Source organism: Variovorax sp. 54 (assembly GCF_002754375.1).
In the GTDB taxonomy this organism is placed as follows: Bacteria; Pseudomonadota; Gammaproteobacteria; order Burkholderiales; family Burkholderiaceae_C; genus Variovorax.
The window spans coordinates 4,719,419-4,733,797 of the sequence record NZ_PEFF01000001.1; the positions used below are offsets into that span (position 1 = coordinate 4,719,419).

Below are 14,379 nucleotides of genomic sequence, written 5' to 3' on the forward strand. Positions count from 1 at the left end.
GGCCCCGCCATGATCGACCGCGACTCCCTGCCGCCGCCCCCGCCGTTCTGGCACCGCCTCAACAGCTTCTTCGCCTTTCCGTTCCAGCTGCGGCCGCTGGCCTACGGCCTGGTGCTGTCGTTCTGCAGCCTGCTGTTCGAGGCCGTGTTCTTCCTGCCCGACGCGCTGGCCTTCATCGTCATCGAGGTTGGCATCATCCTGGCGGCCAGCCGCTACGGCTTCAAGGTCATTGCGCTGGGCGCACGCGGCATCCGCGACTCGGCCGACTTCGGGCGTGAGTCGAGCGACGAGTGGACCTACCTGCCGTGGAAGCTCTTCGCCATCTCGCTGGTGCAGACGATGCTCATCGGCTGGCTCGCCTGGTACGAGCCGGTGCTGGGCACGGTGGGGCTGTTCATCATGTCCTTCACCTTCCCGGCGGCGGTGATCGTGCTGGTGCAGTCGGGCAGCTTCTTCCAGGCGATGAACCCCGCGCATGTGATGGACGCGATGCGCACCATCGGCTGGCCTTACGCGCTGCTGTGCTTCTTCCTGTTCCTGCTGAGCACGGGCGCGCAGGTGGCGATCTCGATGGTGCTGCCGGTGTTCGACGGGCGCATCGTGCTGCCGATCGTCAACTTTGCGTTCATCTACTTCGGCTGGGTAATGGCGAGCCTGCTGGGTTACGTGATGTACCAGCACCACGACGCCTTCGGCATCGACCTCGTGCCCGGCGCGGGCGCCGACGAGGGCGCGCCGGCCGACCGCCGCACGCCCGCGCAGATCGCCGCGCAGCGCACCGACGCCGAGGTGGCGCAGTGCATCACCGACGGCGACTTGGCCGCCGCATTGGGCATTGCCTACGAGGCGCAGCGCACCGCCGACGCCGACGACCTGGCCGCGCAGCGCCGCTACCACCGCGTGCTGGCGCTCATGCCCGACAAGAAGGACACGCTGTTCGACCACGCGCGCCGCTTCATTCCGCTGCTGATGCGGCGCGACCTCACGTCGGACGCGCTGAAGGTCTTCAAGGCCTGCCGCGCGATCGACAAGACGTTCGTGCTCGACGACCCCGTCATGGTCATCGCCATGGCCCGCGCCGAATGGCGTGGCGGCGACGCCCACGGCACGCTGGCGCTGCTGTCGGGCTTCGACAAGCGCTTCCGCGGCCACGCGGCGATCCCACAGGCCTACGAGCTGGCGGCCCGCGCGCTGGTGCAGGGGCTGGGCCGCACGGACATGGCGCAGCCGATCCTCACGACGCTCGAGGCCCGCTACCCGGAGAGCGAGCAGACGCAGGAAGTGCGCTGGTTGCTGCGGCCGGCGGTGTAGCGCGCAAGGGTATTTCGCGAGGCGGTTGCCGGCGGTGGGGGTTTCGTGGTGTTTGCACGTCACCACGCACGCCTAAATGCGTACTGAAATTCACAGGCGTGATGTTCTGCTGACCAACTGAACAAGCCGGCGTGGACTTGTTCACGCAATGACTGAGCCTGAGCCGAGTCTGCTACTTTCGGGCGCTTTCACGCACCCGTCGAGACTCGAACAATCGACTGAACGCCACCTCGCGCAACGCGAGGCAACAAGAGCTTCAGGGAGTCTCCAATGTCCGTTCACGGCGGCGCGCGCTTGCTCGCCGAAATCTTGTCGCCCTCTCGCCGCGCGCTGCGCATGCGCCTCGGGCGTGCCAACGCAGCCGGCGCCGGCCTCATGCTTCAGCGCATCGATATCCGGGAAGCGCTGAACGACGGCATCGCCGCTCGCCTGATCTGCCTGGGCACGCGCGCCGACCTTCCTCTCAAGACCTTCATCGGCCAGCCGGTCGAAGTCCAGATCGTCACGGACACGGGGCGCATCCGACGCATCTGCGCGGTGGTCACGGGCGCCAAGGCCGGCCAGTCCGACGGCAGCCTGACCGTGTACGAGCTGGAAGCGCGCGATGCGCTGAGCATTCTGGAGCGGCGCATCAACAGCCGCGTGTTCATGCACCGCAGCGACGTGGCCATTGTCGAAACCCTCCTGACCGAGTGGCGCCAGCGCAGCCCGGCCCTGGCCGCAGCCTTCGATTTCAGCGTGAACGTTGCACACGGCGACAGATACCCCGCGCGCGAGTTCACGCACCAGTTCAACGAATCCGATGCCGCCTTCGTGCGGCGCCTGCTCAAGCGCTCGGGCATCTCGTGGTTCTTCCGCCCCGGTGCAGAGAAAGAAGACGGCGGCGACACGCCCGTGCACGAGATGGTGCTCTTCGACGAGGCCATGAACCTCGCGCCCTACACGGGCGGCGCGGTGCGCTTTCATCGGGACGACGCCACCGAGCAGCGCGACGCCATCACGCGCATCGTCCATGCCCGAGACCTCGTGTCGGGCACGGTGGAGCGCAAGACCTGGGACTACAAGACCAACCGCATCGATCAGGCCGCGAACGAAGGTGGCCTGGACCAGGGCGACATCGGCGGCCCGCTGGCCGCGTTCCTTTCAGACTCGCAGATCGAGATGCCGCACGCGGGCGACAGCTGGGCGGACCACGAACGCCGCACCGGCCTGCGCATGGACCGCCACGAGATGAACGCCAAAGGCCTGCACGGCGAGAGCGGCATGCGCGACCTGTCAGTGGGCGAGTACATCCGCATCACCGGCCATGCCCGGATCGATGCAGCGCCGGCGAGCGAGCGGGAATTCATCGTGCTCGCCGTCCACCACTGGGCCGAGAACAACCTGCCCAAGGAACTCGATGCCAGGGTGCATCTGCTGATCGGTGGCGATCACACGCTCGAGGATGACAAGCGCTACCGCAACGAATTCAGTGCCGTGCGGCGCGACACGCCTATCGTGCCCGTGTGGGAGCCGTTGCATGACCTGCCGAAGGTGCACCCCGTCACCGCCCTTGTCGTCGGTCCGCAGGGCGAAGAGGTGCACACGGACAAGCTTGGCCGCGTCAAGGTCCAGTTCCAGACCTACAAACGCGAGGACCACGAACACGCACAAGGCGCGGGCGTCAGCGGTTCGGAGCGCGACAGCGCCTGGATTCGCTACATCACCGCGTTGGCAGGCAACCGCTTCGGTGCGGACTTCATTCCTCGTGTCGGCATGGAGGTCTACGTCGACTTCCTCGGCGGCGACCCCGACCGCCCGATCATCGTGGGCGTGGTCCACAACGGCCACCAGAACCCGGCGGCGTGGAGCGATGTGGGCGCATTGCCGGGCAACCGGTACGTCTCGGGCATCAAGACCCAGGAGATTCGCGGCAGCGGCTTCAACCAGCTGCGGTATGACGACACGCCGGGGCAGATCAGCATCCAGTGGAGCACCTCGTATGCGGCGACGCAGATCAACGGCGGCTGGCTGACGCAGCCGCGCACCGAGGGCGAAGGCGCGCCGCGCGGCGAGGGGCTGGAGGCGCGCAGCGACGCGCAGGTGGCGGTGCGCGGGGGCAAGGGCGTGTACATCACCGCGCAGCCGCAAGCGCGAGCAGGCAGCGACATGATGGAGCGCCGGGCCCTGCTCGGTCTGGCCGAGCAGTTGCAAGGCATCGTCAAGACCTTGGGCGAGGCCTCGCACACGCACCGCGCCGAAGATACCGACTCGGCACGCATCGAGAAGATCGTGACCCAGCTGAAGCACTGGGACGGCGGCACCAACGTCAACGAGGAGGGGGCCGACGGCGGCGCACCGATGGTGGCCATCGACGCGCCGGCCGGCATCGCCATCGCGAGCCAGGACAGCCTGGTGTTGGGCGCGCAGAACCACATCGACGCGGTGAGCGCGGGCAACACGCAGGTCAGCGCGGGCCGCAAGCTGCTGCTGCGCGCGGCCGATCTGTTCAGCGCCTTCGCACGCAAGGGCATGACGCTCGTCACGGCCGAAGGCGACCTTCGGATGGAGGCGCACAAGGACGACATCTGCATCATCGCCGGCAGGAACATCCGGCTCATTGCGGGCGAGAACTTCATCATGGAATCGCCGAAGTTCAGCTTCATCGCGCAAGGCGTGCAGGTCGACTACGGCAGCGGTCGCATCGTGGAGCAAAGCCAGAGCCTGCATCACATCATGTCGCCGGACTTCAGTGTGGGTGGGGCGGGAGGTGGGAGTCCTCGGGGGCCGGAGTCGTTCGGCAGCGCCTCCCACGATCAGCGCGTGGTGCTCACCGACGCCAACACGGGTGAGCTCCTGGCGAGCCAGCGTTATCGCATCGAGATCGAGGACGGCACGGTGCTCGAGGGCCGAAGCGACGAACAAGGAAACACCCAGAGCCTGCAATCGGAGATTGCGTTTGCGCGCTACACGATCCAGGCGCTCAAGGACTGAACTCTTTTTCCAAGGCAACCACGCGAATGGCAACTGGCTACCAACTCCCTATCCGTCCTCAATCGATGCAAGGTCGTGAGACTGAAGGCTATCTCACGCCCAAGGCGGACAAGAGCCCGCAGATCATGGCGGTCCCGCCCCGGCGGGTGATACCCATCGTCTTCCTGCCGGGAATCATGGGCACCCATCTGCGCATGAGCAAAACCCGACAAGAGGCGATGGGAAAGAGCAACAACATTTCCTGGCGGCCCGAAAGAATGGGTGAAGCCACTGCGTTGATCAATGCCGAGCCGAAAGTCCGGCAGCTTCAGCTCGACCCGCTGGAAACGGAAGTCGACACCTATGACCCGCAGACCAACCCCACGGGCGACCCTAAGGAAACGGCCGACACGCGCCACGACAACGCCAAGGTCCGGTTCAAGCTGAAGGTGGGGCTGGACACGCCCTTGCTCATGGACGATCCGCCCACGGCCAAGCCTCGCAAGTCCAAGGAGCAAAAAGCGCGTGAACGAGGCTGGGGCGAGATCTACTTCGACAGCTACAAGGAGCTCCTGGAAATGTGCGAGGAACGGCTGAACTCGGCCTATTCCGAAGGCAAGCTCGACCCATGGTGGAAAGACAATCTCGTGGGCGTGGCTCCTTCCAAATGGGAAGCGAACCCGGAGCCTGTCCTCCAGCCGCTCACGGAGGATGACCTGAAGCAGGCCGTCAAAGGTTGCTGGTTCCCTGTGCATGCCATGGGATACAACTGGCTGCAGTCGAGCAGGAAGTCCGGCGAACTGACCGCCGCTCGAATCTCGTCGTTGATCGAGAAGTACAACAAGGAGTGGGGATTCGAATGCAAGCAGGTCATCCTGGTCACGCACAGCATGGGCGGGCTGGTGGCGCGTGCGGTGATTCATCCCGAGATCGGAAAGTTGCAAAGCAGTGTGCTCGGCATCGTGCATGGCGTGATGCCTGCCATCGGTGCTGGCGCGGCCTACAAACGCATGCGCTGCGGTTTCGAGGATGGGCCGTTTAACGTCGCGGCGAAGGTACTGGGCAACGAAGGCTCCGAAGTGACGGTTGTGCTTGGCAATGCGCCGGGCGGACTGGAACTGCTTCCCAGCCGGGCCTATGGCAACCAGTGGCTGCACGTCCGCTGCAAGAACCAGCCGGACATCGATCTGCCTCGGAACGGCGACCCCTACGAAGAAATCTACAAGCTGCGCACCGAGTGGTACGGTCTCTTGCGGGAGCAGTGGTTGAACCCGGCCCGTGACGAGCACGCGGGCGTTACGCGCACGCATCGCTATCTCGATGCGGCGAAGAACTTCCACAACAAGATTGCCGACACCTACCACCCGCAGAGCTATGCGCACTACGGCGCGGACAACAAGAACCGGGCATGGAACCACGTGGTCTGGCAGGTGGACGTGCGATCGACCGTGCCGAATGTTTCTGCGTTGCGCATCGACTTCGACAGCGAGCAGGGACAGTTGGGCATGAAGGCAGAAGGCGCCAGCACGCGAATCGGCCACAAGCTGGCCGAGATCGTGCCCGTCCAGCTTCAACCCGCAGCCGATCCGGGTGATCAGACGGTGCCCGCGCACTCGGCCGACCATCAACTGCGCAGCGGCGTGTTCAAGGGCATCTTCCGCCAGACAGGCTATGAGCACCAGGACAGCTACAAGGACAAGGGCGCCTTGCATTCCACGCTCTACAGCCTGGTGCGCATCGCACAGACGATGACATGGTGAAACGGAGTCGAAAGATGAAAAAAGTTCATGCGGGATATCTCGCATTCATCGCAGCGGCGCTGCTCCTGAGCGCCTGCGATGGTTTTCCAGAATCCTTCAAGAGTCCCAACATGACCGCTCTCCCACCTCGCCTGCAACCCATGTTCGAGAAGACCAAGGTGATCTGCTTCGGCAGATTCCAGGTGGAGGTGCCCGATAGCGCCACCATCGTCTATGCGCGCGCGCAGACCCCATTCAATACAGAGCGACTCGAAGGTGCCGGAGAGAATTTGGCTCAGTGGGTGGCGAAGGAAGAGGCGAAGTTTCGAAGCACGTTTCAGTTTCCAAGCAGTGACGGTGTGACGAACTACAAAGAGACGATCGACGGTGCGGTACCCGGGCAAAAAATTGTGATCGGCTACCAAGACGGGAGCATGCTCGCCAACATTTACCAGATCACATCTTTTGTCAAAGTCGGTGCCGATTTGTTTGTCCAGTCAACGTCCGCAGGGGTCGAGCCGAACGAACCGGGAAGCGACTGGACGCTTCCCAAAAAGCTCGCGGGCCTTGATGCCACGGCGGGCCTGCTTCGCGCCCGCCCCAACGACGAAGTTCCCACCGAACCCGGTGTGTGCATCGACGGTGGCTTCATCGCCGATGCACCCGGGCTTTCGCACGAGAAAATTCCGTTGGGCGTGCGCTTCAAGGAGTTCCCTGACGTGCACCTGTCCATCGAAGTGACCAAGACGCCCCGAATCGACGACGCTCACGGAGTAGAGCGTCGCCTGAAAAAGGCCGAGGCGAACGCCCAGAAGACGGGCATGGGCGATTGGTATTCGCGCATCAAGTTTTTCCGTCGCGGAGAGCGGCAGATCGAGGGGTGGAAGGGCTACGAGGTGCTGGCGCGCAAGCCCGCGCAGGAGGGCGCTTCGGAAAATCACCAGTTCCTGTTCGAGAGTCAGGGCGAACCCGACGACGCCCTCAAGCCCATGCTTGACGTGAACATGGACACAGGCGTCAAGGGCAACGCCGCCGCAGGCCAGAAGCCCAGCCTGGAGGACGACGAAGCTGTGGCGCTGTGGGACAAGCTCACCAGTTCCATCCGCGTGCGGCCCGTTGGCGGCGCGGCGCCAAAGAAAACCAGCGACGCCGGCTCGCTGCTCCCCCTGGGCGAACTCGCCGCCACAGGCCGTGCCTGCCCGCAAACCGGCATGTGGGAGTGCGTCGACGAAGGCGACATCCGTGGCGGGCGCAGGCAGCTGTTCCGGGCTGGCGAGAAGATGCCCGCCATCGTTCGGGTGGGCGCACCGAGCCTCTGGCAAAGGATCAAGGGTGAGACACCGACCTACCGCAGCGCCACGGTGTGGAAGCTGGTGGACCACGACGTGCCACGCCCGTCATGAGTTCGCAGGTCATCATTCTCGATCACGACCGCTGGCGAAAGGGTGCCGGCGGTGCACCGGCCGGACTCGCGGGGCAGGCGGACAGCTCCGCCTATGCGGGCCTGGACCTGAACCTCGCGCAGTTCAGCGCCTGCACGTTCAGCGGCAGCAGTTTCGCTGCCACGACGTTTCAGCAGGCGCAGTGGAGCGCCTGCCAGTTCACGGGCGCCTCTTTCACTGACTGCGATCTTGACGGCATCACGATGACCGGATGCACGTTCATGCGGTGCAGCTTCAGTCGGATTCAGTTCACGCGCGGCACGCTGACCGGCTGCACCTTCGAGGCCTGCCGATGGAGCGACGTCGTCCTCGATCACAGTGCGTGGACAGACGTGAAGTTGCTCGACTGCACCGGCAGCGAAGTCACAGGCGACGACCTGCGCGGCGAGCAGGTCAAGTGGGAAGGCAGCCGTTTCCAGTCCCTGCGGCTGCGCAACGCCCGGATCAACATGGCGATGTAGTGCGGCGCGCAGAGACAGACAGATCGCCACACGCATCGTTCGCGGAGCATCCATGCCAAGAGGCATTCCCAACTCGAAGCCCATGTATGGGATCTATGGCTACAGCGACTATTGGAGCGTCGACATCCGACGCAACAAGGTCCGCATGGTCAAGGCCTTCTACTTCAACACCCACGGCGGTCGCGGCGGGGCATTGAAGCAGGCCCAGGCCTACCGGGATGAACTCGTGCGCGAGCACCTGCCGGTTCTGAAGCGCGAGATCGCCCAGCGTGTGCGCAGCGACAACAAGAGCGGCATTGCCGGGGTGTATTTCCGCCAGGAGCCTGGCGGAAAGAATCCGATGTGGATCGCGTCGACCCGGGTGAGTCCGGACAAGGGAATCAGCAAGGCCTTTTCGGTCGGTCGCTATGGATCGCGCGCCAAAGAGCTCGCGATTGCCGAGCGCCAAAAGCAGTTGGCGCAAATGACAGGCTACGCCTCGCGGCATCCGGCGGACGGATCGGCGTCGCATTCTTAGCGTCCGATCGGGCCTTCGCGGCCCGCTTCCGTGGATCAAGGCAAAATTCCGCACGCCGCGCCGGCCGGACCTGCGGACCCGCCTCCCATGCCGCCCCTCACGCCCGAACCGTCTCTTCCTGCTCCTGCTTCCCCATCGCCGACGCGCTCCCGCCGCCGCGCGCTGGTGGCCTGGGCGGCTGTCCTTGCACTGGCGCTGCTGCTGATCGCCGTGGCCGGCCAGTGGGCCGCGCGGCGCGAGGCGAATTTCCAGGCCGACTCGATCCGCCGCGCCATGGAAGTGCACGTGCTCGGCCTGCGCGATGCCGCCGGCAAGTACGGCTACCTGCCGTTCACCGCCGGCATGCACCCCGACGTGCTCGCCGTGCTGGCCCGCCCGCAAGACCCCGCCACGCGGCAGCGCGCCAACCACTACATCGAGGAGGTGAACCGCCTCGCGGGCTCCGACGCGCTGTACCTCACCGACCCGCAAGGCCTCACGCTGGCCGCGAGCAACTGGGCCACGCCGCAGAGCTTTGTCGGCGAGTCGTACGCCAACCGGCCGTACTTTCTCGACGCGCGGGCAGGGCGCCACGGCCTGTTCTACGGCGTGGGCCAGACCACGGGCGAGCCGGGGCTGTTCATGTCGGCGCCGGTGCGCGCCGAAGGCGGCGGGGGTGAGGTGCTCGGTGTGATCACCGTCAAGGTCAGCCTGCGCCAGCTGCACGACGCCTGGGCCTTCGTGCGCGATCCGATCCTGCTGACCGACGCGCGCGGCATTGTGTTCCTGAGCTCGGTGCCGGGCTGGATGTACCAGGCCACGCGGCCATTGAGCCCCGCCGACCTGGCGGGCATCGAACACGACCAGCAGTACGGCGCGCGCACCCGCTTCGCGCCGCTGCCGTGGCGTGTCGAACCCATCGAGGACGCGCCGGGCTACCTGGTGCGCACGACGGTCGGCGGCAAGGCGCGCCGCTTTCTTGCCGTCGACGAACCCTTGCCCGACCTGGGCTGGACCTTGACGGTGATGGCCGACCACGCCGAGGTCACCCGCGCGCGCGAGCGCACCTGGATGCTCGGGCTGCTGGGCGCCGGCGTGCTGCTGCTGGGCGCGCTGTACTGGCAGCTGCGCGAGCGGCGCTTTGCCGAGCAGCGCGACGCGCGGCGCGACCTCGAGCTGCGCGTGCGCGAGCGCACCCACGAGCTGGACCAGGCCCACGCCTTCCGCAAGGCGATGGAAGACTCGCTGCTGGTCGGCATGCGCGCGCGCGACCTGCAGGGCCGCATCATCTATGTCAATCCGGCCTTCTGCGAGATGACCGGTTACGGCGCCGACGAGCTGTTGGGTCGGCTGCCGCCGTACCCCTACTGGCACCCCGACGACGTGACGCAGCACTGGTTCCACTACGAGGCCATGATGAGCGGGCAACCCGCGCGCTCCGGCTTCGAGTCGCGCCTGCGGCACCGCGACGGGCATGAGGTCATCACCATGGTCTACACCGCGCGGCTCATCGACGCCGACGGTCGCCACAGCGGCTGGATGAGCTCGGTGGTCGACATCACCGAGCAGAAGCGCGCCGAGCTGCGCCAGCGCCAGAACGACGAGCAGCTGCAGCACGCGCAGCGCCTGGCCAGCCTGGGCGAGATGGCCTCCACGTTGGCCCACGAACTCAACCAGCCGCTGATGGCACTGAGCAATTTCGCCAGCGCCGCCAAGGCTTTCGCCGAGCAGGGCAACCAGCCGCTCCTGGCCAGCAGCCTCGACGAAACCGTGGCGCAGGCCAAGCGCAGCGCCGAGATCGTGCGGCGCATCCGCGGCTTCGTGCGCCAGCGCACCGCCGGCACCGAAGACTGCGCGGTGGCCGCGCTGGTGGCCAACGCGCTGGCGCTGCTGCAGGGCGAGATGCGCCAGCGGCAGGTGCGCGCCGAGGTGCGTGTGGCGCCCGCGCTGCCGCCCGTGCGCGGCGACCGCGTGCTGCTCGAGCAGGTGCTGCTGAACCTGCTGTCGAACAGCCTGCAGGCGATGGAGCAGGGCACGCCGCCCGACCGGCGCGTGGTCGAGGTCGAGGCCGAGTTGCACGAAGGACGCGTGCACATCCGCATCGCCGACCACGGCCCCGGCATCGACGCGGCGCTGGCCGAGCAGGTCTTCGCGCCGTTCTTCACCACCAAGGCCGGCGGGCTCGGGCTGGGCCTGAACATCTGCCGCACCATCGTGGAGGCCCACCGCGGCCGGCTGTCGTTTGCCGACCGGCCCGGCGGCGGCACGGTCTTCACCCTCGAACTGGAGGCTTCCCCGTGAACGCACCCCTGCTTGCCAACCACCTGTGCGTCGTCGACGACGACGAGGCCGTGCGCCGCTCTCTGGGCCTGCTGCTGCTGTCGCGCGGCCATGCGGTGCAGGCCTTCGCCTCGGGCGAGGCCTTTTTGGCCGGTGCCGACCTGCAGCGCCCGGGCTGCGCCATCCTCGACCTGCGCATGGAGGGCATGAGCGGCCTGCAGGTGTTCGACGCGCTGCGCGCGCAGGACAGCCCGCTGGTCGTGATCTTCCTGTCCGGGCACGGCGACATTCCGATGGCCGTCGAGGCGGTGCAGAACGGCGCCTTCGGCTGGCTGGAGAAACCCTGCAACGACGAGCGCCTGCTCGACAGCATCGCCAAGGCGCTGCACAAGGCCGAAGAGGTCGCCGTGCGCCGCCACGCCCGGCAGGCCGCGCAGGCGCTGTGGGCCAAGCTCACGCCGCGCGAGATGCAGGTCGCCCGGCTCGTGGCCGAAGGCCTGCCCAACAAGCGCATCGCGCAGGAACTCGCGCCGCTGGAGCTGCGCACGGTGGAAACGCACCGGGCGCACATGTTTGCGAAGCTGGGCTTTTCGAGCAGCCTGGAGCTGGACCGCTTCCTGCGCGAGCACGGTCTCTAGAACCTAGGGTTTACCCCTGCGTACGGGTACGCAGCCTCGCGGCGGGGGCCTACGGACGACAGCGCGCTCCCGGCGGACCAGACTCCCCGGCACGGCTTTCCGCGGGCTTCGCGGGGGCTGAAGCCAGAGACAAGGACCCCCTCGCATGACCGCCATTGCCAGCAGCAGCACGAGCGCCGGCGCTTCCAGCCCGGACGCGACCAGCGACAACCACACCCCCTACACCTTCGAGGAAAAGCGCAAGCGCATCTTCGCCATCTTTGCCGCTTCGTCAGGCAATCTGGTGGAGTGGTTCGACTTCTACGTCTACGCCTTCTGCGCGATCTACTTCGCGCCCTCGTTCTTCCCCAAGTCGGACCCGACGGTCCAGCTGCTGAACACGGCCGGCGTGTTCGCCGCGGGCTTTCTGATGCGCCCGATCGGCGGCTGGATCTTCGGCCGGCTGGCCGACCGCAAGGGCCGCAAGACGTCGATGGTGACCTCGGTCGTCATGATGTGCGTGGGCTCGCTGATCATTGCCTGCCTGCCCACCTACGCGCAGATCGGCGCCTGGGCGCCCGCGCTGCTGCTGGCCGCGCGCCTGCTGCAGGGCCTGTCGGTCGGCGGCGAGTACGGCACCACCGCCACCTACATGAGCGAAGTGGCGATGCGCGGCCAGCGCGGCTTCTTCTCGTCGTTCCAGTACGTCACGCTGATCGGCGGCCAGCTGCTGGCCGTGGTGGCCGTGGTGGTGCTGCAGCAGCTGCTCACCGAGGCCGAACTCAAGGCCTGGGGCTGGCGCATTCCCTTCGTGCTGGGCGCCCTGGCCGCCGTCGTGGCGCTGATGCTGCGCCGCACGCTGACCGAGACCGCCAGCACCAAGACCCGCGCCGCCAAGGGCGCCGGCAGCGTCGCCGAGCTGTTCAAGCACCACAAGCGCGCCTTCCTCGTGGTGCTGGGCTACACGGCCGGCGGCTCGCTGATCTTCTACACCTTCACCACCTACATGCAGAAGTACCTGGTGAACTCGGCCGGCATGTCGATCAAGACGGCCAGCAACGTGATGACGGCCTGCCTCTTCCTGTACATGTGCATGCAGCCGCTGTTCGGCGCGCTGTCGGACCGCATCGGCCGGCGCAGCAACATGCTGCTGTTCGGCGCCCTGGGCATGCTGATGACGGTGCCCGTGCTGAGCAACCTGCAAAGCGTGAGCAGCCCGCTGGTGGCCGGCGTGCTGATCACGCTGGCGCTGGCGGTGGTGAGCTTCTACACCTCGATCAGCGGCATCGTGAAGGCCGAGATGTTCCCGCCCGAAGTGCGCGCGCTGGGCGTGGGCCTGTCGTACGCGGTGGGCAACGCCATCTTCGGCGGCAGCGCCGAGTACGTGGCGCTGGGCCTGAAGTCGATCGGCCACGAGTCGTACTTCTACTGGTACGTGACGGCGATGATGGGCGTGGCCTTCCTGGTCAGCCTGCTGCTGCCGAAGCAGGCGACGTACCTGCACAACGACAAGTAAGCGCAGCGCCGCTTCATCACCGAACCCGGCCTCGCGCCGGGTTTTTTATGTGCGCTGCAACGCGCGCGTGACCATGTCGTTGGGCGCCAGCCGCAGCAGGTGCGGCAGCAGGCCCATCGCGCGCTCGCGTTCGCCCGCGTGCAGCAGCCCGTTGGCGCACACCGAGAGCGTGTCGGCCAGCTCGGGGTGGTCGGGCGCGGTCTTCAGCAGGATGCGGCAGAGCTTGTCGGCATCGCCGAACTGGCGGATGCGCGCAAAGCGGCGGGCCAGCCGGGCCATGTCGTCGGGCTTCAGGCGCACGCCCGGCCTGGCCTGGTCGAGGTAGGTCGTGAAGCTGCTGTGCTGCAGCGCCAGCGTGTCTTCATCGGTGGCGGGCAGGCGGAAGATGCGGCGCGCGGCCTGGTGGAAGTCGTCGCTGGCGGGCTGCAGGCGCGCGGTGTTGAACCAGGCGCGCAGCGTGTCGGTGTCGCCGGGGCGCAGGGTGGCGGCGGCGCGCCATTCGGCGCAGGCGGGCTCGAACTTCATCGCCGCCGACAGCTTGCGCGCGGCGGCCACGTGCTGGTCGAAGCGGTGGTCGTCGGTCACCATTTCCGACTTCACGGTCTCGGGTGTCTTCACACGGCCCAGCCACATGGCGCCGGCCATCAGCGCCGCGCCCGTCAGCAGGCCGCCCAGGTGGGCCATGTAGCCGACGCCCTGGTCCCCCATCCATTGCTGCAGCAGCTCGTTGGCGATCCAGGCCGGCAGCAAGAGCAGGGCGGGCGCAGTGACGTAGCTGAAATAGAAAAACAGCTGGTAGAAGAACCGGATGCGCCGCAGCCGGTACATCACGGCGTACATGCCCATCAGCGCCGAGATCGCGCCCGAAGCGCCCAGGCCGTGGCCGCCGTTGCCGGCATAGGCCCAGCTGGCCAGCAGCGACGAGCCGACGGCGCCCAGCAGGTAGAAGCACAGGTAGGTGCCGCGCCCCAGCGCCAGCTCGACCGAGAAGCCGAACAAAAAGAGGAACAGCATGTTGCCCAGCAGGTGGCCGGTGTCGGCATGCAGGAAGGCGGCGGTGACCCAGGTCCAGGGCTTGAGCGCGGCGCCCTTGTTCTGGTCGAGCGACCAGCGCTCGGTGAAAGGCGGGGGCAGCATCGCCTCGTACTGGCGGCGTTCGCGTTGCCACTCGTCGAAGCGCGGGTTCGCGGGCGTCACGACCTCGTCGGTGCGCAGCTTCTTCAGGAAGGGCTGGTCGTTCTGCAGCGCTTCGAGCAGCTGCGGGTAGGCCTCTTCATGCCGCAGCGCGCGGCGCGCCATCTTGCCGCGCTTGGGGTCGGTCTTCTCAAGCCACTCGACGAAGGGCGGCAGCTCCAGTTCGGGCAGCACGCTCTGCACGTAGAACTGCGCGGCGCGCTCGCGGCCGTTGTCTTCGCTGCGCTGCGGACCCCAGAACACGATCATGTTCAAGAGGATCAGCAGCACCGTCATCCACGGCGGGTTGTGCCAGCTCGGTTTGTTTTCGAGCGGGATGGCGTAGAACATGAAGTGCTTTCCCGCTCTGAAGTTCGCCGCTTACAGGCGGC

The 14,379-nt window shown here is 66.7% G+C and carries 10 protein-coding genes; 9 read left to right on the forward strand and 1 reads right to left on the reverse strand.

Annotated elements, in window-relative coordinates; genetic code table 11:
• Nucleotides 1-9 precede the first annotated feature (9 nt).
• The 9 genes from CLU95_RS21805 to CLU95_RS21845 all read left to right on the forward strand — a co-directional run bounded on the left by CLU95_RS21805 (nt 10) and on the right by CLU95_RS21845 (nt 12,814).
• Entirely contained in the window at nt 10-1,311 is a 1,302-nt protein-coding gene (locus CLU95_RS21805; protein ID WP_099795522.1) for a hypothetical protein, read from the forward strand.
• A 270-nt stretch (nt 1,312-1,581) separates the two neighbouring features.
• A complete protein-coding gene (locus CLU95_RS21810; protein WP_099795523.1) occupies nt 1,582-4,284 on the forward strand; it encodes a type VI secretion system Vgr family protein in 2,703 nt (900 codons plus the stop codon).
• A gap of 26 nt (nt 4,285-4,310) precedes the next feature.
• Nucleotides 4,311-6,023, forward strand: a complete 1,713-nt coding sequence (locus CLU95_RS21815; protein ID WP_099795524.1) for an esterase/lipase family protein — start codon at nt 4,311-4,313, stop codon at nt 6,021-6,023.
• Between the two features lie 14 nt (nt 6,024-6,037).
• Complete coding sequence (locus CLU95_RS21820; protein WP_143606034.1) at nt 6,038-7,405, forward strand: T6SS immunity protein Tli4 family protein; 1,368 nt, start codon at nt 6,038-6,040, stop codon at nt 7,403-7,405.
• Entirely contained in the window at nt 7,402-7,905 is a 504-nt protein-coding gene (locus CLU95_RS21825) for a pentapeptide repeat-containing protein (RefSeq protein WP_099795526.1), read from the forward strand. Before CLU95_RS21820 ends, CLU95_RS21825 begins: the two co-directional genes overlap by 4 nt.
• A gap of 52 nt (nt 7,906-7,957) precedes the next feature.
• Entirely contained in the window at nt 7,958-8,422 is a 465-nt protein-coding gene (locus tag CLU95_RS21830) for a hypothetical protein (protein WP_143606035.1), read from the forward strand.
• 87 nt (nt 8,423-8,509) lie between these two features.
• Complete coding sequence (locus CLU95_RS21835) at nt 8,510-10,702, forward strand: ATP-binding protein (RefSeq protein ID WP_099795528.1); 2,193 nt, start codon at nt 8,510-8,512, stop codon at nt 10,700-10,702.
• Nucleotides 10,699-11,319 carry a response regulator transcription factor gene (locus tag CLU95_RS21840; protein WP_099795529.1) on the forward strand — a complete coding sequence of 207 codons (621 nt, stop codon included), beginning with the start codon at nt 10,699-10,701 and terminating at the stop codon, nt 11,317-11,319. The genes CLU95_RS21835 and CLU95_RS21840 overlap by 4 nt, the downstream gene beginning before the upstream one ends.
• A 145-nt stretch (nt 11,320-11,464) precedes the next feature.
• Nucleotides 11,465-12,814: an MFS family transporter gene (locus CLU95_RS21845; RefSeq protein WP_099795530.1), complete on the forward strand. Its 1,350-nt coding sequence runs from the start codon at nt 11,465-11,467 to the stop codon at nt 12,812-12,814.
• Nucleotides 12,815-12,859: 45 nt separating this feature from the next.
• Here the strand turns inward: CLU95_RS21845 and CLU95_RS21850 are convergent, their stop codons facing one another.
• Nucleotides 12,860-14,338 carry a rhomboid family protein gene (locus tag CLU95_RS21850; protein WP_099795531.1) on the reverse strand — a complete coding sequence of 493 codons (1,479 nt, stop codon included), beginning with the start codon at nt 14,336-14,338 and terminating at the stop codon, nt 12,860-12,862.
• Nucleotides 14,339-14,379 lie beyond the last annotated feature (41 nt).

Excerpts from the sequence above, each read along its gene's own strand:
- CLU95_RS21805 (WP_099795522.1), top strand. The coding sequence starts at position 10 with ATGATCGACCGCGACTCCCTGCCGCCGCCCCCGCCGTTCTGGCACCGC.
- CLU95_RS21810 (WP_099795523.1), top strand. The coding sequence starts at position 1,582 with ATGTCCGTTCACGGCGGCGCGCGCTTGCTCGCCGAAATCTTGTCGCCC.
- CLU95_RS21815 (WP_099795524.1), top strand. The coding sequence starts at position 4,311 with ATGGCAACTGGCTACCAACTCCCTATCCGTCCTCAATCGATGCAAGGT.
- CLU95_RS21820 (WP_143606034.1), top strand. The coding sequence starts at position 6,038 with ATGAAAAAAGTTCATGCGGGATATCTCGCATTCATCGCAGCGGCGCTG.
- CLU95_RS21825 (WP_099795526.1), top strand. The coding sequence starts at position 7,402 with ATGAGTTCGCAGGTCATCATTCTCGATCACGACCGCTGGCGAAAGGGT.
- CLU95_RS21830 (WP_143606035.1), top strand. The coding sequence starts at position 7,958 with ATGCCAAGAGGCATTCCCAACTCGAAGCCCATGTATGGGATCTATGGC.
- CLU95_RS21835 (WP_099795528.1), top strand. The coding sequence starts at position 8,510 with ATGCCGCCCCTCACGCCCGAACCGTCTCTTCCTGCTCCTGCTTCCCCA.
- CLU95_RS21845 (WP_099795530.1), top strand. The coding sequence starts at position 11,465 with ATGACCGCCATTGCCAGCAGCAGCACGAGCGCCGGCGCTTCCAGCCCG.
- CLU95_RS21850 (WP_099795531.1), bottom strand. The coding sequence starts at position 14,338 with ATGTTCTACGCCATCCCGCTCGAAAACAAACCGAGCTGGCACAACCCG.